The 23,102-nt window shown below is 60.1% G+C and carries 24 protein-coding genes, 1 pseudogene and 1 riboswitch; of the genes and pseudogenes, 14 read left to right on the forward strand and 11 right to left on the reverse strand.

Annotated features, from left to right (window positions below; all coding sequences use genetic code 11):
• Positions 1-5: 5 nt before the first annotated feature.
• Positions 6-1,028, forward strand: coding sequence for a ferrochelatase (hemH, locus tag VC35_RS18610; RefSeq protein ID WP_046041877.1), 1,023 nt, complete (start codon positions 6-8; stop codon positions 1,026-1,028).
• Between the two features lie 103 nt (positions 1,029-1,131).
• Here hemH and VC35_RS18615 read toward each other — a convergent pair whose 3' ends face one another.
• Both VC35_RS18615 and upp read right to left on the reverse strand, forming a co-directional pair.
• Entirely contained in the window at positions 1,132-2,406 is a 1,275-nt protein-coding gene (locus VC35_RS18615; RefSeq protein ID WP_046041878.1) for a uracil-xanthine permease family protein, read from the reverse strand.
• A 2-nt stretch (positions 2,407-2,408) separates the two neighbouring features.
• Positions 2,409-3,047 carry a uracil phosphoribosyltransferase gene (gene upp / locus VC35_RS18620; protein ID WP_046041879.1) on the reverse strand — a complete coding sequence of 213 codons (639 nt, stop codon included), beginning with the start codon at positions 3,045-3,047 and terminating at the stop codon, positions 2,409-2,411.
• A 175-nt stretch (positions 3,048-3,222) separates the two neighbouring features.
• Between upp and VC35_RS18625 the strand changes: the two genes are divergently transcribed.
• From VC35_RS18625 to VC35_RS18640, 4 genes are all read left to right on the forward strand, one after another.
• Positions 3,223-3,780: a hypoxanthine-guanine phosphoribosyltransferase gene (locus tag VC35_RS18625; RefSeq protein WP_046041880.1), complete on the forward strand. Its 558-nt coding sequence runs from the start codon at positions 3,223-3,225 to the stop codon at positions 3,778-3,780.
• A gap of 3 nt (positions 3,781-3,783) precedes the next feature.
• Positions 3,784-4,257: a WbuC family cupin fold metalloprotein gene (locus VC35_RS18630; protein WP_046041881.1), complete on the forward strand. Its 474-nt coding sequence runs from the start codon at positions 3,784-3,786 to the stop codon at positions 4,255-4,257.
• A 170-nt stretch (positions 4,258-4,427) separates the two neighbouring features.
• Positions 4,428-4,913, forward strand: a complete 486-nt coding sequence (locus VC35_RS18635; RefSeq protein ID WP_046041882.1) for a hypothetical protein — start codon at positions 4,428-4,430, stop codon at positions 4,911-4,913.
• Between the two features lie 63 nt (positions 4,914-4,976).
• A complete protein-coding gene (locus tag VC35_RS18640; protein ID WP_046041883.1) occupies positions 4,977-5,264 on the forward strand; it encodes a PA4642 family protein in 288 nt (95 codons plus the stop codon).
• Positions 5,265-5,356: 92 nt separating this feature from the next.
• Here VC35_RS18640 and mqo read toward each other — a convergent pair whose 3' ends face one another.
• Positions 5,357-6,865 (reverse strand): malate dehydrogenase (quinone), encoded by a 1,509-nt coding sequence (gene mqo, locus VC35_RS18645; RefSeq protein WP_046041884.1) that lies wholly within the window; start codon positions 6,863-6,865, stop codon positions 5,357-5,359.
• A 737-nt stretch (positions 6,866-7,602) separates the two neighbouring features.
• Positions 7,603-7,842 carry a hypothetical protein gene (locus VC35_RS18650; RefSeq protein WP_046041885.1) on the reverse strand — a complete coding sequence of 80 codons (240 nt, stop codon included), beginning with the start codon at positions 7,840-7,842 and terminating at the stop codon, positions 7,603-7,605.
• Between the two features lie 205 nt (positions 7,843-8,047).
• Between VC35_RS18650 and VC35_RS18655 the strand changes: the two genes are divergently transcribed.
• Positions 8,048-8,632: a YajG family lipoprotein gene (locus tag VC35_RS18655; RefSeq protein WP_046041886.1), complete on the forward strand. Its 585-nt coding sequence runs from the start codon at positions 8,048-8,050 to the stop codon at positions 8,630-8,632.
• A 102-nt stretch (positions 8,633-8,734) separates the two neighbouring features.
• On the opposite strand, the gene VC35_RS18660 is transcribed toward VC35_RS18655, so the two are convergent.
• Positions 8,735-8,941, reverse strand: coding sequence for a hypothetical protein (locus VC35_RS18660; protein WP_033052291.1), 207 nt, complete (start codon positions 8,939-8,941; stop codon positions 8,735-8,737).
• A 190-nt stretch (positions 8,942-9,131) separates the two neighbouring features.
• Here VC35_RS18660 and VC35_RS18665 point away from each other — a divergent pair, with 190 nt between their 5' ends.
• Positions 9,132-9,410, forward strand: coding sequence for a hypothetical protein (locus tag VC35_RS18665; RefSeq protein WP_046041887.1), 279 nt, complete (start codon positions 9,132-9,134; stop codon positions 9,408-9,410).
• Positions 9,411-9,553: 143 nt separating this feature from the next.
• Here the strand turns inward: VC35_RS18665 and VC35_RS18670 are convergent, their stop codons facing one another.
• On the reverse strand, positions 9,554-10,720 hold the full coding sequence (locus VC35_RS18670; RefSeq protein ID WP_046041888.1) for a 1-acyl-sn-glycerol-3-phosphate acyltransferase: 1,167 nt from the start codon (positions 10,718-10,720) through the stop codon (positions 9,554-9,556).
• 139 nt (positions 10,721-10,859) lie between these two features.
• Between VC35_RS18670 and VC35_RS18675 the strand changes: the two genes are divergently transcribed.
• Genes VC35_RS18675 through VC35_RS18685 form a run of 3 tightly spaced genes read left to right on the forward strand, consistent with a single transcriptional unit; the run spans position 10,860 to position 11,971 of the window.
• Positions 10,860-11,042, forward strand: a complete 183-nt coding sequence (locus tag VC35_RS18675) for a CPXCG motif-containing cysteine-rich protein (protein ID WP_046041889.1) — start codon at positions 10,860-10,862, stop codon at positions 11,040-11,042.
• 9 nt (positions 11,043-11,051) lie between these two features.
• The gene (locus VC35_RS18680; RefSeq protein WP_008045983.1) at positions 11,052-11,312 is read left to right on the forward strand and encodes a putative signal transducing protein; all 261 of its coding nucleotides are present in this window, start codon (positions 11,052-11,054) and stop codon (positions 11,310-11,312) included.
• Positions 11,313-11,347: 35 nt separating this feature from the next.
• Positions 11,348-11,971, forward strand: a complete 624-nt coding sequence (locus VC35_RS18685; protein WP_046041890.1) for an SOS response-associated peptidase — start codon at positions 11,348-11,350, stop codon at positions 11,969-11,971.
• Between the two features lie 58 nt (positions 11,972-12,029).
• Here VC35_RS18685 and VC35_RS30345 read toward each other — a convergent pair whose 3' ends face one another.
• Complete coding sequence (locus VC35_RS30345) at positions 12,030-12,872, reverse strand: methyl-accepting chemotaxis protein (protein WP_404942363.1); 843 nt, start codon at positions 12,870-12,872, stop codon at positions 12,030-12,032.
• Between the two features lie 12 nt (positions 12,873-12,884).
• Positions 12,885-14,171: pseudogene (locus VC35_RS30350) on the reverse strand (methyl-accepting chemotaxis protein); the annotation flags it as partial.
• 271 nt (positions 14,172-14,442) lie between these two features.
• Between VC35_RS30350 and VC35_RS18695 the strand changes: the two are divergent.
• On the forward strand, positions 14,443-15,261 hold the full coding sequence (locus VC35_RS18695) for a M48 family metallopeptidase (protein ID WP_046041892.1): 819 nt from the start codon (positions 14,443-14,445) through the stop codon (positions 15,259-15,261).
• A gap of 184 nt (positions 15,262-15,445) precedes the next feature.
• Here VC35_RS18695 and VC35_RS18700 read toward each other — a convergent pair whose 3' ends face one another.
• The 3 genes from VC35_RS18700 to VC35_RS18710 all read right to left on the reverse strand — a co-directional run bounded on the left by VC35_RS18700 (position 15,446) and on the right by VC35_RS18710 (position 18,294).
• Positions 15,446-16,030, reverse strand: coding sequence for a TMEM165/GDT1 family protein (locus VC35_RS18700; protein WP_008016665.1), 585 nt, complete (start codon positions 16,028-16,030; stop codon positions 15,446-15,448).
• An 89-nt stretch (positions 16,031-16,119) separates the two neighbouring features.
• Positions 16,120-16,244, reverse strand: a riboswitch (yybP-ykoY riboswitch).
• 51 nt (positions 16,245-16,295) lie between these two features.
• On the reverse strand, positions 16,296-17,294 hold the full coding sequence (locus VC35_RS18705) for a class I SAM-dependent methyltransferase (protein WP_008045980.1): 999 nt from the start codon (positions 17,292-17,294) through the stop codon (positions 16,296-16,298).
• Positions 17,295-17,328: 34 nt separating this feature from the next.
• Complete coding sequence (locus VC35_RS18710; RefSeq protein WP_046041893.1) at positions 17,329-18,294, reverse strand: 2-hydroxyacid dehydrogenase; 966 nt, start codon at positions 18,292-18,294, stop codon at positions 17,329-17,331.
• A gap of 91 nt (positions 18,295-18,385) precedes the next feature.
• On the opposite strand from VC35_RS18710, the gene VC35_RS18715 reads away from it, so the two are divergent.
• From VC35_RS18715 to VC35_RS18725, 3 genes are all read left to right on the forward strand, one after another.
• Positions 18,386-19,015 carry a LysE family translocator gene (locus VC35_RS18715; RefSeq protein WP_046041894.1) on the forward strand — a complete coding sequence of 210 codons (630 nt, stop codon included), beginning with the start codon at positions 18,386-18,388 and terminating at the stop codon, positions 19,013-19,015.
• A 161-nt stretch (positions 19,016-19,176) separates the two neighbouring features.
• Entirely contained in the window at positions 19,177-20,859 is a 1,683-nt protein-coding gene (locus VC35_RS18720) for a fatty acid--CoA ligase (RefSeq protein ID WP_046041895.1), read from the forward strand.
• Between the two features lie 338 nt (positions 20,860-21,197).
• Positions 21,198-23,102 (forward strand): DUF1302 domain-containing protein, encoded by a 1,905-nt coding sequence (locus VC35_RS18725; RefSeq protein ID WP_046041896.1) that lies wholly within the window; start codon positions 21,198-21,200, stop codon positions 23,100-23,102.

The raw sequence follows: 23,102 nt of genomic DNA on the forward strand, positions 1-23,102 counted from the left end.
GTTGCATGACCGATCACGCGTTGCTTCTGGTCAACCTGGGCTCACCTGCTTCCACCTCGGTGGCGGATGTGCGCAGCTACCTCAATCAATTTCTGATGGACCCGTACGTGATCGACCTGCCATGGCCGGTTCGGCGTCTGCTGGTGTCGCTGATCCTGATCAAGCGTCCCGAGCAGTCGGCCCATGCTTATGCCTCGATCTGGTGGAACGAGGGCTCGCCGCTGGTGGTGCTCAGTCGTCGCCTGCAACAAGCGATGACCCGTCAATGGCAGCACGGCCCGGTCGAATTGGCGATGCGTTACGGCGAGCCGTCGATTGAATCGACTCTGGTTCGGATGGTTGCGGCGGGGCACAAGCGAATCACCCTGGCGCCGCTGTATCCACAGTTCGCCGACAGCACCACGACTACGGTCATCGAAGAGGCCAAGCGCGTGGTGCGCGAGAAAAACCTCGATGTACAGTTGTCGGTGCTCCAGCCTTTCTACGACCAGCCGGAATACCTCGATGCGCTGGTGGTCACGACCCGGCCGCATTTGCAGCAGGACTTCGATCACTTGCTGATGAGTTTTCATGGGTTGCCGGAACGGCATCTGAAGAAGCTCAACCCCGGTCACAGCTTCGAGGGTGGCGGTGATTGCTGCGCCGGGGCGCCACCGGAGGTGGTCGCCACCTGTTATCGCGGCCAGTGCCTGCGTACGGCGGCAGAGTTTGCCAAACGCATGGGGTTGCCGGAGGGCAAGTGGTCGGTGTCGTTCCAGTCGCGTCTGGGGCGCGCCAAATGGATCGAACCCTACACCGAGGCGCGCCTGGATGAATTGGCCAAAAGCGGGGTGAAAAAGGTTCTGGTGATGTGCCCGGCGTTCGTTGCCGATTGCATCGAGACCCTGGAAGAGATCGGTGATCGCGGCAAGGAGCAATTCCGCGCAGCGGGGGGCGAGGACCTGGTGCTGGTGCCGTGCCTCAACGATGATCCGCATTGGGCGCGGGCGTTGAGTGCGTTGTGCGAGCGCGCGCCGTTGGCGCTTTAAAAGCTTCGCGAGCAGGCTCGCTCCCACAGGGAAATGCATTCCAATTTGTGGGAGCGAGCTTGCTCGCGATAGCTATCTGGCAGACTACAAACATCTCAAGCTGTTAGATCAGCGGCTCATCCGCCTTCTTGTGCTTCCAGCTGTCATTGCCCGGCAGAATCAGGTTCAAGCCAATCGCCACCACCGCGCACAGCGCGATGCCCTTGAGGCCGAAATCGTCCGGCCCGGTACCGGTACCGATCAGCACGCCGCCGATCCCGAACACCAGGGTCACCGAAACAATCACCAGATTGCGCGCCTCGCCCAGATCGATCTTGTGGCGGATCAGCGTGTTCATCCCCACCGCCGCGATCGAACCGAACAACAGGCACAGAATCCCGCCCATCACCGGCACCGGAATGCTTTGCAACAGTGCGCCGAACTTGCCGATGAACGCCAGGCTGATGGCGAAGATCGCCGCCCAGGTCATGATTTTCGGGTTGTAGTTCTTGGTCAGCATGACTGCGCCGGTCACCTCGGCGTAGGTGGTGTTGGGCGGACCGCCGAACAGACCGGCCGCCGTGGTGGCGATGCCGTCGCCGAGCAGGGTGCGGTGCAGGCCGGGCTTCTTCAGGTAATCGCGACCGGTCACGCTACCTACGGCAATCACGCCGCCGATGTGTTCGATGGCCGGGGCCAGGGCTACCGGAACGATGAACAGAATCGCCTGCCAGTTGAATTCCGGTGCGGTGAAGTGCGGGATGGCGAACCACGGTGCCGCCGCAATCTTCGCGGTATCGACCACGCCGAAGTAGAACGCCATGCCGAAGCCCACCAGCACGCCGGAGATGATCGGCACCAGGCGGAAGATGCCCTTGCCGAATACCGCGACGATCAGCGTGGTCAGCAACGCGGGCATCGAGATCATCATCGCCGTCTGGTAATGAATCAATTCGCTGCCGTCGCCGGCCTTGCCCATGGCCATGTTGGCGGCAATCGGTGCCATGGCCAGGCCGATCGAAATGATCACCGGCCCGATCACCACCGGCGGCAGCAGGCGGTCGATGAAGCCTGTGCCTTTGATCTTCACGGCCAGGCCGAGGAAGGTGTAGACGAAACCTGCCGCCATCACGCCGCCCATGGTCGCAGCCAGGCCGAACTGACCCTTGGCGAGAATGATCGGGGTGATGAAGGCAAAGCTCGATGCCAGGAACACCGGCACCTGACGCCCGGTGACGATCTGGAACAGGATCGTCCCCAGGCCGGCCGTGAACAGCGCCACGTTCGGGTCGAGGCCGGTAATCAGCGGCATCAACACCAGGGCGCCGAAGGCCACGAACAGCATCTGTGCACCCGACAGCACCGTGCGCCAGAGCGGATCGTTGAACTCTTGCTGCATGGTCACGCGTCCTTCTGCTTGGTGCCGAAGATCTTGTCACCGGCATCGCCCAGCCCTGGGATGATGTAACCGTGTTCGTTCAGTTTTTGATCAATGGAAGCGGTGTAGATGATCACGTCCGGGTGAGCTTTCTCTACGGCGGCGATGCCTTCCGGCGCGGCAACCAGCACCATGGCTCGGATGTCGCGGCAGCCGGCCTTTTTCAGCAGGTCGATGGTGGCAACCATCGAGCCGCCGGTGGCGAGCATCGGGTCGATGATCATGGCCAGGCGTTCGTCGATTTCCGGCACCAGCTTCTCGAGGTAGGTGTGGGCTTCGAGAGTTTCTTCGTTACGGGCCACGCCCACGGCGCTGACTTTGGCGCCCGGGATCAGGCTTAGCACGCCTTCGAGCATGCCGATGCCGGCACGCAGGATTGGCACGACAGTAATCTTCTTGCCAGCGATTTTCTCGACCGACACAGTGCCGCACCAGCCTTCGATATCGTAGGATTCCAGCGGCAGGTCTTTGGTGGCTTCATAGGTCAGCAAGGCGCCGACTTCCTGAGCGAGCTCACGGAAATTCTTGGTGCTGATGTCTGCGCGGCGCATCAGGCCAAGTTTATGACGGATCAGCGGGTGGCGGATCTCATGGATGGGCATGGGGAAAGGCTCCGGCGGCGGGCAAAAAAACCGGCCTAGATTAATCTATCCGAGGGTGTTGTCCTATAGACATACAGTACGTTAGTCCACAAACGCTTGATCTGGCCGTGCGGGATGCGTACCTTTGCCCGCTTTTCCGAATCCGTCCCTCCCCCTCAAACCCCTGGAGAGCGCCATGTCCGCTGATCTCGAGCATATCCGTCAAATCATGCGAGAGGCTGACTGCCTGTACACCGAAGCTGAAGTCGAGGCGGCCATCGCCCGCGTCGGTGCACAAATCAACGAACAAATGGCCGACAGCAACCCGGTGGTGTTCTGCGTGATGAACGGCGGGCTGATTTTCTCCGGCAAGCTGCTGACCTATCTGAACTTCCCGCTGGAAGCGTCCTACCTGCACGCCACCCGCTATCGCAACGAAACCAGCGGGGGCGACCTGTTCTGGAAAGCCAAGCCGGAAGTTTCCTTCATCGACCGTGACGTGCTGATCATCGACGACATCCTCGATGAAGGTCACACCCTGGGCGCGATCATCGATTTCTGTAAACACGCCGGTGCCCGTAAAGTGCACACTGCCGTGCTGATCGACAAAGACCACGACCGCAAGGCCCGTCCGGACCTGAAGGCCGATTTCGTCGGTCTGCCGTGCATCGACCGCTACATCTTCGGTTACGGTATGGACTACAAAGGCTACTGGCGTAATGCCAACGGGATTTTCGCCGTTAAAGGAATGTAAGACATGGATACGCCTCGCTTTCTGGATCAGACCTTGTTCGCCGAACTGGCCGGGAAAGCCGCGACTAATCCTCGTGGGCGCCAGCATTACAACTTCCATCAGATGGAAGACGCTTGCCATCGCATGGCGGTGGGGTTGCAGCCGTCCACGTATATCCCGCCTCACCGGCATCTGGGCGACAACAAGGCCGAAACCCTGTTGGTCCTCAAGGGGCGGCTGGGCGTGTTGATCTTTGACGAGGTCGGTACGGTGCTGAGCAAGACCGTGCTGCAGGCCGGTGGCGACTGTGTTGGCGTGGACCTGCCAAGCGGTGTGTTCCACGGTTTGGTGGTGCTGGAGGCCGACAGCCTGATGTTCGAATGCAAGGCCGGTCCTTACCGTCCGGTCGGTGAGGGTGAGCTGGCGCATTGGGCACCGCGCGAAGGCGAGCCCGGCGTTGCCGAGTATCAGGCCTGGATGCGCGCGCAGTTCGACTGATCCTTAACCTGTGGGAGCGAGCTTGCTCGCAATGGCTATGTCACTGACACATTGATGCTGGATGTGCCGACGTCATCGCGAACAAGCTCGCTCCCACAGTGGTTTCTGTGCACTTGAACCACTTCCTTCAGCCCATGGTAAAGTGCCCGGCCCCGACTCCGGAGCCTGCCATGAGCCCTTTTATCCGCAGCTGCGCCGCCCTGTTGCTGGTCCTCAGCCTGCCATTGGCCGCCGCGCCGGCGCCCATGCACAGTCAATTTCTGCCGCCGGACGATCTAACGCTGCGCGATGCTGACCCCGAACAGCAGCAACTGATGCAGGTCACCGATTATTCGGTGGTGGTCGGCGCTCAGCGTCAGTCCAATCAACAGCCGATTCCGGTCACTTCGCCGCTGATGATTCGGCTCAAGGGCAAATCCCTGAACAAGGGCGCCACCATCAGTCAGGTGCTGGTCAACTTCGATGGTGAAAGCAAAAGCCTGAAAAAACCGGTTTACGACGAGTCGAGCAAGACCCTGACCCTCTATTACCCGCTGGCGCAATACCGGGTGGTGATCGACTTGTTGCGCAACGACACGGTGTATTGCCAGTTTCTCAGCTACGCCAATGGCCATGTCTGGGCCGATCTGCACACCGGCAGCACTCGTCCGCGTTGAGCCTTGAGCCCGCGCAGGGGTAAACTGCCCGCCCCGTGAAATGTCTGCGAGCTGGAGTCGGCAATGCGTAAAGATAAAAAACAAGTGATTGGTGACGAGATCGGCGATGAGCAGATCAAGTTGTTCCTCGATTTCGAACCGGTCGACGCGACTTCTCCGTCCCTGCACAAGCTGGTCAAGGCCTACCGTGGCCTGCGCATCGACGATTTCGCGCGTTTCCTGACGTTCTTCGTCGAAGCGGGTTACGACGTGAATGGCAAGGATGAGCACGGCAACGACTTCGTTGCCCTGATCAAGGATCAGCGCAACGCGCCGGACTACATCGAGTTGATCGAAAAAGCTCGCGGCTGATTCCTCAGGCACATCGCCACGAATCAGGTTTGCCCGGACATAAAAAAACGCCCCGCTCTCAGTGAGAACGGGGCGTTTTTCATAAGGCCGAATCAAGCGTAGCTTTCGGTCTCGCTGCTGGCTTCAACCAGTTCCAGGGCAACGTTGTTCTGCGTGTTGATCTTGCGATACAGCGCAGCGTCGGTTTCCAGGACCTTTTCACGGGCCGGGAAAATTTCGGCCAGTTTGGTAGCCCATTCGCCCTTGGTTTTGCCCGGGAAGCATTTTTCGATCAGCTCAAGCATGATCGAAACAGTCACCGAGGCACCTGGCGAAGCGCCGAGCAGTGCTGCCAGGGAACCGTCCTTGGCTGCGACCAGTTCGGTGCCGAATTGCAGGATGCCGCCTTTTTTCGGGTCTTTCTTGATGATCTGCACCCGTTGGCCGGCCACTTCCAGGCGCCAGTCTTCAGCTTTCGCCTCAGGGTAGAAGCGACGCAGGGACTCCAGGCGCTGCTCCATCGACTGCATCACTTCGCTGACCAGGTACTTGGTCAGGTCCATGTTGTTTTTTGCCACGGACAGCATCGGCCCGATGTTGCCGGCGCGAACCGACATCGGCAGGTCCATGAAGGAGCCGTGCTTGAGGAACTTGGTGGTGAAGCCGGCATAAGGTCCGAACAGCAGGGACTTCTTGCCTTCGACTACACGGGTGTCCAGGTGCGGCACGGACATTGGCGGCGAGCCTACGGCAGCCTGGCTGTAGACCTTGGCCTGGTGGTGCTTGACCACTTCCGGGTTATCGCAACGCAGCCATTGGCCGCTGATCGGGAAACCGCCGAAGCCTTTGCTCTCTTCGATGCCCGAAGCCTGCAGCAACGGCAGTGCCGCACCGCCAGCGCCGAGGAAGACGAACTTGGCGTCGACTTCACGGGTGTTGCCGCTGTTGACGTCCTTGATGCTGACAGTCCAGCCGCCGTTGCTGCGCTTGAGGCCGGTCACGCGCTTGCAGTACTTGACCTGGGCATCGGGTGCGCTGGTCAGGTGCTTGAGCAACTGGTTGGTCAGGGCGCCGAAGTTTACGTCGGTGCCATTGATCACGCGGGTCGCGGCGAGGTTTTCGCCAGGATCGCGGCCAGGCATCATCAGCGGCATCCACTCGGCCATTTTGGCCTTGTCTTCGGTGTATTCCATGTCCGAGAAGGCGTGGTGCTTGCTCAGCACCTTGAAGCGTTCCTTGAGGAAGGACACGCCGCTGTCGCCCTGCACGAAGCTCAGGTGTGGCACCGGGCTGATAAACGATTTGCACGAGCCGAACGTGCCTTTTTTGGTCAGGTACGACCAGAATTGCTTCGACACCTCGAACTGGGTGTTGATGTGCACGGCTTTCTTGATGTCGACGGCGCCATCGGCGGCCTGCGGCGTGTAGTTGAGCTCACACAGCCCGGCGTGACCGGTACCGGCGTTGTTCCACGGGTTGGAACTCTCCGCGGCACCGGAATCCATCAGCTCGACGACTTCCAGCTTGATCGCGGGGTCGAGCTCTTTGAGCAGTACTGCAAGGGTGGCACTCATGATGCCGGCCCCAACCAGTACTACGTCGACTGCTTCGTTATGCGCCATTTAACGCGTCTCCAAAATCTGCAGCACCAAATTGTCGGCATGGCTGCCAGGAGTGACGGGGCGTGTCAGTGTTGCCCCAGGTACCCATGGCAGGATCGCCATGTCCGAATCTTCGCAATTTATCGCAACTTCGACGGACGCTACCTGCCGGGCCTATGAGCCATATGAACTCATTTCAGCGCGCGGGAGGCAATTCGACTTATGGTCGATACATCCGTTTGTGCAACCAAATCCGTAGCGGACAGGCTTCAGGCTCCGGTGTTCGAGGAATACTCGGTCCTGTGTCGTTGGGCTGTTGTAGACGCTAATGGTGCATGTTCAGACGCAAAACTATTCATTTGCTCGCCACACTCTTGTGAAGTTGTGAAAACCCGTTTTTTTCACGCTCTTTTGAAGACGTGAACCTCAAAAAGGGCTGTCCCAGCCTGGCACCGTGCCCGGATGGATTGCCGCCATGGGATACAGGGCAGGCAAAACGGGCAAACAGCTCAGTGACCGAGCGTAATGACAGCTCTGCAGATTCGCGAAAAGTGGAGGTTTTGCTCAACAAAACAGCAAGCGCGCCAGCTTCACTCGATCTGTGTGGGCGGCTCTCTGTGGGCAGTGCGGGGTGTCAATACAAGCGCATTGACGATGCTGCGAGGCCCGATCAGGAGACGTCCTTATAATCGGGGGGAGATTGTATCTAAGAAACGCAGGGAAATGGTCGTGTTTAATGACTTTTATTAGGTGTTTGGTCAGGTCGTCATCAGTTGCTGTGCACGCGAGCGTGGCTGTTGCTGCTGCGAAACGACGCGGGTGCCGGCAGGCAGCGGCTGATTCAGCCAGTTCAGGCGGATCTCTTCGATTTCAACCCAGCCATCGCCCATGGGCTGGAGACTGCACTGCTTGAAGGCCTGGCAGTGGCCGTTGCGGTCGAGCAGGGCGAAGCAGCGATGCAGTGGGCGTGGCGCGAACAGCGAAATCAAATGGCGCATGATGATTACCGTATTAGGTGACTAACGCCAACATAGCGCACGGGTGATGACGCGCAAGTGTCTGAGTAGTGACATCTTGGTGACAGGAAACCGCTCTCAAATAGGATGGTCAGACATTTCAGTTATCACTGTCAGGTGCTGGTTCCCGGCAGTGGCGCACCGCTATACTGCCGGCCTGTTTGTGCCTGATTCTGGAGAGAAGAGCATGTTGCAACGCCTGTTGTTCGGTTTGATCACTGTGACCAGTTTGACTCTGGTTGGCTGCGCCAACAGCCCGCAACAACTGAGCCCGGAACCCAAGCTGACCACTCAACTGGCCCCGGTCGGCCATGGTCAGCCCGTCGTGGTGCGTGTAGTGGACGGTCGCCCGTCGCCGACGCTGGGCACCCGTGGTGGCCTGTATCCGGAAACCAGCGCAATCACCGTGCAGAGCGCGCAGATCCTGCCGAAGCTGCAGGCCCAGGCTGAAGCCGCCGTGCGTCTGCTGGGCTTTACCCCGACGAACAACGCCATGAATGCACCGCAACTGACCGTGACCCTGACGGAGTTGAAGTACCAGTCGCCCAAGGAAGGCATGTACGTGACCGAAGCCACCATCGGTGCGACCTTCCGCTCGGATGTGCAGAACGCCAACCGTCGCTACAGCGGCCGTTATGGTTCGTCCCTGGACCAGCGCTTCGGTATGGCGCCGAACCAGGAAACCAACACCAAGCTGGTCAGCGATGTGCTCAGTGATGCGTTGACCCGCCTGTTCAAGGACCCGACCGTGGGTCAGATTCTCGGCGAGTAACCTTCGCTGGATGTGAAAAAGCCCGGTGCCAGTGATGGTCCCGGGCTTTTTCATGGCTGCGTTTTTTATGGATGTACACCGGCCCACAGGGGATCAGGGGTGTCAGGCAGCTTGCGAGTAAAAGTCCAGCACGCTCACGCCCGTCAGTAAATCCGCCTCCGGCAAATCCGCATGCTGGTGGCCACCGAGTGCGCAATACACCAGCCAATGGCGATCCTGAACGTTGAAGGCGAGGCTGCCGACGAGGGCTTGTTGTTCTTCGCTGGGGGTGATGAGGTAAAGACGATCCTGGTTTTCGGCGTGGAGCATGACGAGGTCCCTGTCGGTTTCGAGGCGCGAATGATCGCCGATACAGATGACGAAGCCGTGACTCAGGACAGCCATTGATCAACTGCTTCGTTATTTGTCGGAAACAGAGGGCAGGCGCGCAGGCTTTCGGTAGAATCCGCGCCGCGGTCGCCGGTCTGGCACCTGCCACCTGTTTTACTTGAGGTTTGTGATGTCGCTGCACTTGATGACGCTGTTTTTCGCCCATCCCGCCAGATTGATCAATTTGCTGGCCTTGCTCTTTGCCTTCCCGGGCGGCTGGTTGCTGCACGCCACCCGTCGTCGCGAACTGCGCGCGATGGCCAGTTTGCAGGCGCAGCGCCAGAGCAGCCCCAACGTAGAGCCCACGCTGGACTGGGCGACCTTGCGCATGAACCGGTTTTTCTACATCTTCGGTTTTGCCTGCATGGGGATGGCGTTGCTGGTGTCGTGGATCAGCACTCAGGTTTGAATCTGAAGTAAACCCTGTGGCGAGGGGGCATGCCCCCGTTGGGCTGCGAAGCGGCCCCAAGAAGCTTGCGACTGCTACGCAGCCGAACGGGGGCAAGCCCCCTCGCCACAAAAAGCGCCGTTTTCACATCTGGCCGAAACCGCTTACAGCGGCAACCCTGCCTTCACCCGGTACTGATTGCGCACCGGCGTCGCATATTGCAGCACCAGGAATGGACGATGCTCTTCAGGGCAGGCATCCAGGCGGCGTTGCCATTCTTCCCGGGCCTTGGCCAGCTCCGCGGCCGGGAACACTTCGGCCGCTTTCGGCACCTGCAACTGCGAATCGGCGTCTTTCCACTGCGCGTAAGCCAGGTAGTGCACCGGGAACAGGCGGTATCCGCTGAGGATTTGCCTGTCCATCTCGACCGCCAATTGCTTGGTGTCTTCGAACAGTTCGGTGATCGGCGCGGCAAAGTTCACGTGCACCCGGCCCTTGTAGCCGGTGATGCCCTTGGCGATGCTCACGTCATCCTCGCCCGGCACCTTGGTGTAGCTGCCGGTGGTGGCGCGGATGTAAAGCTCGCGGGCCTTGGCCTGATCGCATGGGTCGTACTCGTAGCTGATCGACACCGGGGTCAGGTTCAGCGACTGAATGACTTCGCCGAACGGCTCGTCCTTGCGGCTCATGTGGAACATCTTGAGGATCGCCGATTCGGTACGATCGTCACCGTCCTTGGCGCGGCCTTCGGCCTGGGCGATCCAGATCGAGGCGCAATCGTTGCGGATCGAATGGTTGATGTACGCCGACAACAGTTGATAAGTCGCCATTTTCTCCCGGCGTCCGCTGATCGAGCGGTGCACGATGAAGCTCTTGTTCAGGCGCATCAGGTCGCTGACGAAAGGCTTTTGCAGCAGGTTGTCGCCAATGGCGATACGCGGGGTCGGCAGGCCTGCGTGGTACACGGCATAGTTGACGAAGGCCGGGTCCATCACAATGTCGCGGTGGTTGGCGATGAACAGGTAGGCGCTGCCGGACTTGAATTGCTCCACCCCGGTATAGGTAACACCGTCGGTGGCGCGCTCGATGGTATGGTCGACGTAATGCTCGACTTTGTCCTGTAACGTGGCCACGGAGGTAATGCCGGCAAACTCACGGCGCAGCCGATGGGCTATAAGAGGTTTGAGTGCCCAGCCTAAAGCGCCGGCGAAACGCGGGAAGCGAAAGTGGGTGAGGATATCTAGAAACGCCTTGTCGCCGAGCAGTCGTGCCAGCACTGCCGGGACTTCACTGTCGTCGTAAGGTCGGATGGCATCGAATTCGCCCATCATGCTCTCTTGTTAGAAACGGCTAGGGTAAGTAAAGGTTTTGATCGAAAACCGGCGGGGCACGGTCTGAAAAAGTAGCCAGACAAAAATAGCCCTGCAAATAGACCGGCGATTATACGCACAAGTCACCTGGGAGACCGCGATGCTGGAAACTACGCAATATGAATGTCCGTATTGTGGTGAGGAAGTCGAGACGACGCTGGATTTGTCCGGTGGCGATCAGACCTATATTGAAGACTGCCAGGTGTGCTGCCGGCCGATAACCTTCGTGTTGCAGGTTCATGATGAGGAATGGCATCTCGAAGTGTTCAGCGAAAACGAGTGAGGAGCGTGTATGCAGCGCATCTACGATCCGGAAAACCTGATGGAAGGCGAGTTGCTGCAAGGCATGCTCGCCAGCGAGGGTATCGAGGCGCATCTGGTGGGCCGTGATTTGCTCGGAGGCAGCGGCGAGTTGCCGATCTATGGCCTGCTCGGGCTGTCGGTCGAGAACGATCAGGCTGCTTACGCCCGCGAGCTGATCACCGCGTACAATGCCGCGCTGCCGCTGTCCGGCGATGAACCGGACAGCTTTCCCGGCACGCTGGTCTGTTAGGCTGGCGTTCGTTTGATCAAGAGCCGTGTTGCCCCATGTGTGGACGTTATGCCCTGTTTCGCTGGAACCCCGCCTTCGCGGCGCTGCCTGGTTTTCCCGCCGACCAGCAGGCGCAGTGGAACATTTCCCCCAATGATTCGGTGTTGATGCTGCGGGCCGAGCCTGACGGCCAGCGCACGCTGGCTCGTGCCCGCTGGGGCCTGACGCCCCCCTGGCTGACCGATCTGTCTCGCACCCCGGCCCACGCCCGCGCCGAAACCGTTGCCGAACAGCCAATGTTTCGCCAGGCCTTGCGCGAGCGCCGCTGCCTGTTGCCGGCCAATGGTTTCTACGAATGGCGCGGTACGACGCGCAAGCGCCCGTACTGGCTGACGCCGGGGGAGGGCTCGTCATTATTTTTTGCGGCGATCTGGGAGGCGTATCCGGTGCAGGAGCAGGTGTGGCTGAGTACCGCCGTGATTACCCAGCCGGCGGCGAGCCAGCGGCGGCCGTTGATTCTTGATGAGGCGGGGCAGGCCGCGTGGCTGGATCCCGAGACGCCGTTGCATGCTTTGCAAGCCTTGCTGGCCAGCGAGCCTGCCGCATTGCGCGAACGGGTCCTGGCCAACATGGTGAATGATCCGAAGCTCAATGGGCCGGAGTGCCTCACTCCGGGTTGAGTTATTGGGTGGCTGAACCGGCCCCATCGCGAGCAAGCTCGCGAAGAGGGCCTGAAGGTCAAACCCTGAACTGATTGATCAAGCGTCGCTGCTGCTCGGCCAGCTTGGTCAAGTCCGCACTGGCCGCACTCGACTCATCCGCACCACCGGCCACTTCGTTGGCCACTTGGCCGATGTTGATCACGTTGCGGTTGATGTCGTCCGCCACTGCACTTTGCTCTTCAGCCGCGCTGGCAATCTGGGTGTTCATGTCGTTGATCACCGACACCGCTTGAGTAATGGTTTCCAGCGCTTCGGCAGCCTTGGCCGCGTGCTGCACGCTTTCGTCCGTGCGGTTCTGGCTGTCTTCCATGACCCGCACCACGTCCCGCGTGCCTTGTTGCAGCTGCTGAATCATGGCCTGGATTTCTTCGGTGGCCTTTTGCGTCTTCTGCGCCAGGTTACGCACCTCGTCGGCCACCACGGCAAAACCTCGGCCCTGTTCACCAGCGCGGGCGGCTTCGATGGCCGCGTTCAGGGCCAGCAGGTTGGTCTGCTCGGCGATCCCGCGAATGGCAGTGAGGATGGCGTTGATGTTTTCGCTGTCCTTGGCCAGGGTTTGCACCACGCCGACAGCCCGGCCGATTTCCACGGCGAGGGCGCCAATCGAGTTCGAGGTGTCGCGCACGATCTGCATGCCCTGGCTCGCGGCTTGGTCGGCATGGCTGGCGGCTTGTGCGGCCTGGGTCGCATTGCGCGCCACGTCCTGGGCGGTGGCGGTCATTTCCTGCACGGCGGTGGCCACCTGATCGATCTCGGCCATCTGCTTGTGCACACCGGTGTTGGTGCGGATGGCGATGTCGGCGGTGTGTTCCGACGAATCGCTGACGCTCTGCACCGACGTCACCACCTGGGTGATCATCGCCTGCAACTTGGCCAGGAAAGTATTGAAACCCTTGGCGATCGAGCCCAGTTCATCGGCACGGTCGCTGCTCAGGCGTCGGGTCAGGTCACCTTCGCCCTGGGCGATATCGTCGAGCATGGCCACCATCTGCTTGAGCGGGCGGGCGATGCCGTGGCCCACCAGCCAGATCACCAGCAAGCCGATACCGGCAATCACCAGGCCGACCATCGCCATGCCGAAGGTGTCGGATTTGCGCTGTGCGTCCAGGTCGGCCTGGAGTTTTTGCAGGTCGGCCATGACCGCATTCAGCGGCAATTGCAGCATCAGGGTCCAGCGGGCATCGGTCTGGCCGATGCCGAACGGCAGGTACAACTCGATCCGGCCCTGGGCCTTGTCGACGGTGTAGGTAACTTCGCCGCGCTTGAGATTGGCCATGTTGGCGATCTGTTTGCTGTCGAGGATGTCGCTGACCTTCTCGCCGAATTTGCCCGGATCCTTGGTGTAGGCAACGATCCGGCCATTGCCGCCGATCAGGGCCATTTCCCCGGCGCCGCTGTAGAGTTTCTGGTTGGCGCCCAGGAGCATTTCCTGGATGAAGTTCACCGACAGGTCGGCGCCGACGATGCCCTGGAAAGCGCCGTTGAGCATGATCGGTTCAATGAAGGAGGCGAGCATGACGATTTTATCGCCGACCTTATAAGGCGCCGGATCGATCACGCAGGATTTTTTGGTTTCTTTCGAGCACAGGTAGTACTCGCTGGCGCGCACGCCGGTGGACAGGGTCTTCTGGTCGTCGACGTCCACCAGTTTGTCCAGGCCCAGGGTGCCGTCGTCGTTGCGGAACCACCAGGGCAGGAAACGCCCGTTGGCGGCGTCGATGCCGACTACCTGGGTGCCGACGTAGGCCGCGTCGTTGTGATCCAGTGCGTCTTTTTCCCAGCCGATGTAAGTGCCGAGGATCTTCGGGTTCTTGACCACGTTTTCCTTGATCAGGCCGATAAGTTGCTCGCGGCTGAGGCTCAGTGCCGGCTGGCCGTCGGCCCTCGGTGTGCCGATCAGGGCGTTCACTCGCACCAGTCCGCCGGCAATCAGCAGCGGTGCTTCGAGTTCGCGCTGGATCTGGCTGACCTGGGTTTGCGCCAGGGACGTCAGGCGCTGTTCGATGACTTGCTCGAATTGGGCCTGGGTCCGCTCCTGGACCATGTCTTGGGTCCGGGCGCCGGAGAACAGCGCGTACACCACCAGCGCTGCCACGACACTAAGGACAATGGCGCCGGCAAGGGCCGCCACGGAAAACTGGATCGACTTGAATTTCATGGGGGCTCCGCACGGGAAAGGACGTCTGCGGAGCTGTATCGGCAGGGTGTCGGGCGGGCATGAGCGTGGGCAGTTGAAATGACTGTTTTTGCATGCCGGATGTCGTAATTGAATCAATGCGCGTGTGATGAATTGCGGGTTGTCGCTGTATGTGAATTTTTTTCTACGGCGATGAGAGATTTGTCCGAATTGTGCGTCTTACATCCATTGTATCTGGCGTCGATACATTTCCACGCCTAGGATACGCGGCATGTTTTCTGGGAGTTTTTTGATGAACAAGATTTTGGTTGTCAGCGCACTGAGCACAGCGCTGCTGCTCACCGGTTGTCAGTCGGTCAATACCACCAGCGGCGGTGCCGTGGGCATTGAACGCAAGCAGTACATGTTCAGCATGTTGTCCTCGCAAGAGGTCGACCAGATGTACGCTCAGTCCTATCAGAAGACCGTGGGCGAAGCGTCCAGCAAAGGTGTGCTGGACAAAACCAGCGCTGAAGCCAGACGGGTTCAGGCGATTGCCGACCGGCTGATTGCCCAGGCGCCGACGTTTCGTCCGGACGCGGCCCAGTGGAAGTGGGAAGTCAACCTGATCAAGAGCGATGAGCTCAACGCCAACTGCGGCCCTGGCGGCAAGATCATCTTTTACACCGGGTTGATCGACACCCTGAAGCTGACCGACGATGAAATCGCCGCGATCATGGGCCATGAAATCGCCCACGCCCTGCGCGAGCACGGTCGTGAAGCGATGTCCAAGGCTTACGGCATCGAAATGGCCAAGCAGGGCGCCGGTGCCTTGTTAGGATTGGGGCAGGACACCATGGCCCTGGCCGATACCGTGGCCAACTACGGCATGACCTTGCCCAACAGCCGCGCCAATGAAAACGAGGCGGACCTGATTGGCCTGGAACTGGCCGCCCGCGCCGGTTACAACCCGAATGCCGCGATCACCCTGTGGAACAAGATGAGCAAGGTCTCGGATGGTGCGCCACCGGAGTTCATGAGTACTCACCCGGCGTCGTCGAGCCGTATTGCGGCGTTGCAGGCGGCGATTCCGAAAGTCATGCCGCTTTACGAGCAAGCCAAGAAGTCCTGATTGAGTTCAACAAAAGATGAGACTCCTCGGCTTTTGTGGCGAGGGAGCTTGCTCCCGCTCGGCTGCGGAGCAGTCGTAGATCCTGATTACGCGTCGAATCTGACAAAACGCGATCATCTGGTTTGGGGCTGCTATGCAGCCCAGCGGGAGCAAGCTCCCTCGCCACAATGACTGCCTTACCCCGTCAAACCCACCCGCTGCTCTGCATCGCCTTGTACACCGCGACAATCGCCAGGATGAAGAACGCCGACGCCGCCAGTCGACGGATCAGGGTCAATGGCAATTTGTCCGCGGCAAAGTTACCGGCCAATACCACGGGCACGTTGGCAATCAGCATGCCGAGGGTGGTACCGATGATCACCAGCCAAAGCTCTGGATACTGGGCTGCGAGCATTACTGTCGCGATCTGCGTCTTGTCGCCGATTTCCGCCAGGAAGAACGCGATAAGCGTGGTCAGGAACGGCCCGAACTTGCGGGCGGTGCTGGCCTCGTCGTCATCCATCTTGTCCGGGACCAGGGTCCACAGCGCCGTGGCGGCGAAGCTCGCGGCGAGGATCCAGTGCAGCATCGTATCCGAGAAGAAACTCCCGACCCAGGCACCGACTGCACCGGCGGCCGCGTGGTTGGCCAGGGTCGCGGCGACGATACCGGCGATGATCGGCCAGGGCTTGCGGAAACGGGCAGCGAGAATGAGCGCGAGCAGTTGCGTCTTGTCGCCGATTTCGGCCAAGGCAACGATTGCGGTAGGTACGAGTAGTGAATCCAGCATCAGGGGTTTTCCTAAGGGGCGGGTCGACACGGCTATGACACGTACAGCCTTCCCGCCCCGGGTAAGGTGTTCGTGTCATAGGTCTTGTCAAACCCTGCGATCCATCTGATATGGATGCTTGGGTCGCATGCGCCATGGTCTGAGGACCAAGTATGTTGACGCATGCCGGACGAGCGTGGCGCTCGTGGGAGACTACTCCCCTAGGACGGAGCGGATTCTGCCTTTGCAAAACCCATTCGGCAAGCCTTCTTTTTCAAAAAAAGTTTCAGCCGCGCTTTGCCCGGTAGATTCTGAAACCCTGTCCTTCGGCCTTGATTGCACACACGCCCAGGTGCTCTTCGATCAGCGGTTGATACTTCAGGAAACTGTTCGCTACCAAGCGCAGTTCGCCACCGTTTTTCAGATGTTTGGCTGCTTTTCGCAGCAAGTTCTCCGTTGCGAAATAGTCGGTGTGTACGCCGACATGGAACGGCGGATTGCTCAGGATCGCACTCAAACCCATCGGCGCGGCATCGATTCCGTCACCGGTAATCACCTCGGCTTCCAGACCATTGGCAGCCAGGGTCAGGCGACTGCTGGCAGCGGCAAAGGCATCCACATCCAGCAACGTGACCTGGTTGTGTGGGTAACGACGTTTCACTGCCGCCCCCAGAACCCCTGCGCCGCAACCGAAATCGAGCAAGTGACCGCTGGGCAGTTTGTCCAGATGCTCCAGCAGCAGCGCGCTGCCACGATCCAGGCGACCATGGCTGAACACCCCTGGCAGGCTGATGACCTTCAACGGGCCTTCGGCCAGCGGCAGTTCGTAGGTCTGCGCCAGGCTTTCCAGCGGTTTGGCTTCAGGCGCGTTGGCCACAGTGACCAGCCAGAGCTGGCAGTGGCGCGCGCTGTCGAGTTTACGCGGCTTGCCGAACGGGTTGAGCTGTTTGGCGGCACCTTCGATGCCGCTTTTTTTCTCGCCGACCAGGTACAGCTCACGGCCGGCCAGCCGTGAGGCGAGGGCGTTGAGGATGTAGTCGGTCAGGTCCTTGGCCTTGGGCAGAAAGACCACCGCTGTATCGAACTCACGCTCTGGCGCATTCACGCCAAAATGGCTGCGCTCGGCGAAGCGGGCGTCCAGCGCGGCCTGATCGCCGGCGTGCCAGCACCAGCCATGAGCTTCGGGCAAACGGCCCAGCAAGTCGTCGGCGGGCAAACCGGCCAACAACACCGAACCCTGGAATAACTCGGCCTGACGAAGCAGTACTTCACTGCGCGGATCCATAACTGCTCCCGTGGAAAAAAAGTGCCGCAGTTTATCAACTGACGACCCGCAGCGCCTTACCGCTGAAGTATCCCAGTGCGTTTTCGCTCACTTGGCCAACGATTCTCTGGCGCGCTTCGCGGCTGCCCCATGCGTTGTGCGGGGTGACGATCAGGCGTGGGATGTCGTGGGCCAGCAGCGGATTGCCGTTGACGGGAGGCTCGACGCTCAGCACGTCAGTGGCGGCGCCCCCCAGATGCCCGTTGCGCAAGGCGTCGGCCAGCGCCTGTTCATCAATCAACCCACCGCGAGCGGTGTTGACCACGAACGCGCCGGGTTTCATCGAGGCCAGTTCACGGGCGCCGATGAAGTGGCGAGTGTGCTCGTTGAGCGGGCAGTGCAGAGTCAGCGCATCGACCTGTGGCAACAGTTCATTCAGTGGCAGGCGGTCCGGGCGGGCAGGGCGTCCGGGAATTTGCCCCAGCACAACGCGCATACCGAAGGCTTCAGCCAACCGTGCGACCGCGCCGCCCAATTCGCCATGTCCCAGCAGGCCAAGGGTTTTGCCTTCGAGTTCGACGATCGGGTAATCCAGCAAACAGAACTGTTTGGCCTGCTGCCAGCGGCCTTCGCCGACGGCTTTTTGATAATCGGCCAGGCGCGTGGCCAGGTTGAGCAGCAGCATGATCGTGTGCTGCGCCACCGACGGTGTGCCGTAACCCTGGCAGTTGCACACGGTAATCCCGTGGGTGCGGGCGGCGGCGAGATCGACGTTGTTGGTGCCGGTGGCGGTGATCAGGATCAGCTTGAGATCAGGGCTGGCGGCCATGGCGGCGGCATCGATGACAATTTTGTTGCTGATTGCGACGGTGGCACCCTTGAGGTGTTCGATGACTTGATCGGGCAAGGTCTGGGCGAACAGCTGCAAATCGCTGAAACAACTGCGCAGCGGGTCGAGGTCAAGGTCGCCGAGGTCCAGGGACGGGTGGTCGAGGAATACGGCGCGGCGAGTGTTCGTCATCAACTGTACCTTTTGTGCAATGAACTGAAGGCGTAATCTGCCGAGCCTACCAGATGAAATAAATAGTTACGCTTGGCCTGAAGGAGCCCCCATGTACTGGACAGAGTTCTTGACCGTTGCCCTGATTCACCTGCTGGCCGTGGCCAGCCCCGGCCCGGACTTTGCCGTGGTGGTGCGCGAGAGTGTTACCCACGGTCGCCGCGCTGGCACCTGGACCGCGCTGGGTGTGGGTACGGCGATTTTCCTGCACGTGGGTTACTCGCTGTTGGGTATCGGCCTGATCGTGTCCCAGTCGATCGTGCTGTTCAATGCCTTGAAATGGGCCGCTGCCGCTTACCTGCTGTACATCGGTTACAAGGCGCTGCGCGCGCAACCGGCCAAGCCTGTGGCGGACGATCTGCACAAGGAAGCCGGCGAGCGCACCGCCCGTGGTGCTTTCACTTCGGGTTTCGTCACCAACGGCCTCAACCCGAAAGCCACGCTGTTCTTCCTCTCGCTATTCACTGTGGTGATCAACCCGCACACGCCGCTGGCCGTGCAGGCCGGTTACGGGGTTTACCTGGCGGCAGCGACAGCGGGCTGGTTCTGCCTGGTGGCGATGTTGTTCAGCCAGCAGCGCGTACGCGCCGGTTTCGCCCGCATGGGCCACTGGTTCGACCGGACCATGGGCGCGGTGCTGATTGCGATTGGCGTGAAGCTGGCTTTTACCGAGATGCATTGATTCCGTAGTTACAACAGATCGAGAATCCTTGCGGGTGGTGGCGCAACGCTATCATTTGCAGGGTTCTGCAAATCATTCCTTTGGCTGATTTGGCTGGCGTTCAAGGGCACTACAGTGCGTACTTTCAGTCACGACCGTGCAGTCAGATTAAAGGGATTATTATGTTGCAGACTCGCGTTATCCCCCCGGCCGAAGGCGCTTATCAGTACCCGCTGTTGATCAAGCGGCTGCTGATGTCCGGTGCCCGTTATGAGAAAACCCGCGAGATCATCTACCGCGACAAGTTGCGCTATAGCTACCCGACCCTGATCGAACGGGTGGCCCGCCTGGCCAACGTATTGACAGCGGCCGGGGTCAAGCCCGGGGATGCCGTGGGTGTGATGGACTGGGACAGCCATCGTTACCTGGAATGCATGTTCGCCATCCCGATGATCGGCGCGGTGATCCATACCATCAACGTGCGCCTGTCGCCGGAACAGATCCTCTACACCATGAATCACGCCGAGGACCGCTTTGTGCTGGTCAACAGCGAGTTCGTCGGTCTCTACAAGGCCATCGAAGGGCATCTGACCACGGTCGACAAAACCCTGCTGCTGACTGACCTGCCGGAAAAAACCGCGGACCTGCCGAACCTCGTCGGTGAATACGAACAACTGCTGGCCGCAGCGAGCCCGCAGTACGACTTCCAGGATTTCGACGAAAACTCGGTCGCGACCACGTTCTATACCACCGGTACCACCGGCAACCCCAAGGGCGTGTACTTCACCCATCGGCAACTGGTGCTGCACACCATGGGCGTATCGACCATCATGGGCGCGATCGATAGCGTGCGCCTGCTGGGCACCAACGACGTGTACATGCCGATCACCCCGATGTTCCACGTGCACGCCTGGGGCTTGCCGTATGTGGCGACCATGCTCGGGCTCAAACAGGTGTATCCCGGCCGCTATGACCCGGAGTACCTGGTGGAGTTGTGGCGCAAGGAGAAGGTCACGTTCTCCCATTGCGTACCGACCATTTTGCAGATGGTCCTCAATGCCAAGGCCGCGCAGAACGTCGACTTCGGCGGCTGGAAAATCGTCATCGGCGGCAGCGCCCTGAACCGCACGTTGTACGAGGCGGCCAAGGCCAAAGGCATTCAGTTGACCGCCGCCTACGGCATGTCGGAAACCGGGCCACTGGTTTCGTGCGCACACTTGAACGATGAGCTGATGGCCGGTACCGAAGACGAACGCACCACTTACCGGATCAAGGCCGGCGTGCCGGGGCCACTGGTGGAGGCGGCGATCGTCGACACCGAGGGCAACTTCCTGCCCGCCGACGGCGAGACCCAGGGCGAGCTGGTGTTACGCGCACCGTGGCTGACCGAGGGTTATTTCAACGAGCCGCAGAAGGGGGCCGAGCTCTGGGCCGGAGGCTGGCTGCACACCGGTGACGTGGCGACCCTGGACAGCATGGGCGTGATCGACATTCGTGACCGGATCAAAGACGTGATCAAGACCGGTGGCGAGTGGATCTCCTCCCTGGACCTGGAAGACCTGATCAGCCGTCATGCGGCGGTACGTGAAGTAGCAGTGGTGGGGATCCCCGATCCGCAGTGGGGCGAGCGGCCGTTTGCCCTGCTGGTGCTGCGTGAGGGTCACGCAATCGGGGCGCGGGAACTCAAGGAACACCTCAAGCCGTTTGTGGAGCTGGGACACTTGAGCAAGTGGGCGATTCCGAGCCAGATTGCCCTTGTTACTGAAATTCCCAAGACCAGCGTCGGCAAGCTCGACAAGAAGCGCATTCGTGTCGACATCAGCGAATGGCAAGCCACCAACAGCACCTTCCTCTCGACGCTTTAAGCGTCTCCCGGCGTGCCCGAAAGGGCACGCCAGCCCCACCAAGCAAGCGCTTGGCTTGTCAAATCGAATTTTTCAGCCATCCTTGCCGTGCCGACGGGTGTCGGACTGGCGAAAGGACTGTTCCAGAGTGGCTGGCAACTGCAAATCACACTTTAGAGGGATCAAGCGCTACTACCTGCTGGCTATAGTCCGCTCAAGGATTTTTAAGAACGGGGCAACCGCACGAACCGGGGCGATGCAACTTTGGAATGACTTTGGGATGCCATGGCTCCCGGTTATCCACAGCGTTTTTAGAAGTGCTCTTGCCATAAAAATAAAATGCACATGGAGTAGCGTCGATGACATCAGTAAACCAGTTCTGGCGCCGGGCGAAACTGCCCCTGGCTGTCAGTCTTGCCTCTACGCTCGCCGGGCCAGCATTCGGCGTCAGTTTCAACGTCGGTGAAATCGAAGGTCAGTTCGACTCATCCCTGTCGGTTGGTGCCAGCTGGTCTACCGAGCAGCCGAACAAGAACCTCATTGGTGTCAACAACGGCGGCAAGGGTCTGTCCCAGACTTCTGATGACGGTCACCTGAACTTCAAGAGCGGAGAAACCTTCTCGAAGATCTTCAAGGGCATCCATGACCTTGAACTGAAATACGGCGATACCGGTGTTTTCGTCCGTGGCAAATACTGGTACGACTTTGAACTGAAGGACGAAAGCCGTCCGTTCAAGGACATCAGCGACGAGGGCCGCAAGGAAGGCGCCAAGTCCGCCGGCGGCCAGATCCTCGACGCCTTCGTCTACCACAACTACTCCATTGCCGATCAACCAGGCTCCGTGCGTCTGGGCAAGCAGGTCGTGAGCTGGGGTGAAAGTACCTTCATCGGTGGTGGCATCAACTCGATCAACCCGATCGACGTGTCCGCGTTCCGCCGTCCGGGTGCCGAGATCAAGGAAGGCCTGATCCCGGTCAACATGTTCTATGTGTCCCAGAGCCTGACCGAAAACCTGTCGGCCGAAGCGTTCTACCAAATTGAATGGGACCAGACCGTCGTCGACAACTGCGGCACGTTCTTCTCCCAGCCGGACATCGTTGCCGACGGCTGCGACGACAACCTGCGCGTACTGGCCAAGCGTTCGCAAATTCCGGCCATCGCCCTGGGGCCTTTGGCCGCCAACGGCGTCGACGTCAACAACGAGGGTGTTCTGGTGCGTCGCGGCGGCGATCGCGATGCCCGTGACAGCGGCCAGTGGGGCGCGTCCTTCAAGTACATGTTCGACCCGCTGGACACCGAATTCGGCGCCTATTTCATGAACTACCACAGCCGTGCGCCGATCTTCAGCGCCACCGGTGCGCCGCAGTCGGTCTACAACACTGCTGCGGCACTCCAAGGTGGCCCGTTTGCCGCGCTGGCGCCATTGCTGGTGGCGGGTAACTCGCAGTACTTCATCGAATACCCGGAAGACATCCGCCTCTACGGCCTGAGCTTTTCCACCACCCTGCCTACCGGTACGGCGTGGAGCGGTGAGATCAGCTACCGTCCGAACGCACCGGTGCAGCTCAACTCCACCGACATCCTCTTCTCCGGTGTCCGTCCTATAGGCAATAACAACCCGAACAACCCGTTGACCAATGCATCGCTGCTTACCGGTGTGCCGGGTCAGGACCTGCACGGGTATCGTCGCAAGGAAGTCACCCAGTTCCAGACCACCCTGACGCACTTCTTCGACCAGGTCATGGGCGCCAGCCGTCTGACCCTGGTAGGCGAAATAGGCGTGACCCACGTTGGCGGCCTGGAAAGCACTTCCGACGTTCGTTATGGCCGCGATCCGGTCTTCGGCCCGGGTGAGTTGCCAGCCTCTGGCGCGCTCGATACCTGCGTGACACTCAACAACAGCACCATCAGCGGTGCCGGCCCGGGTACGCCGACCAACAACCGCAGCCGCAACTGCACCGACGAAGGCTTCACCACCCCCACTTCGTGGGGCTACCGCGGTCGTGCCATCTGGGAATACAACGACGTGTTTGCTGGTGTGAACCTCAAGCCGAACGTTGCCTGGTCCCATGACGTGAGCGGTTACTCCCCTGGCCCTGGCGGCAACTTCGAGGAAGGCCGCAAAGCGGTGAGCCTGGGTGTCGACGCCGAGTACCAGAACACCTATACCGCGAGCCTGGCTTACACCAACTTCTTCGACGGCAAGTACACCACCGTGGATGATCGCGACTTCGTTGCGCTCAGCCTCGGCGTGAACTTCTAA

The organism is Pseudomonas fluorescens, from assembly GCF_000967965.1.
Classification (GTDB): domain Bacteria; phylum Pseudomonadota; class Gammaproteobacteria; order Pseudomonadales; family Pseudomonadaceae; genus Aquipseudomonas; species Aquipseudomonas grandcourensis.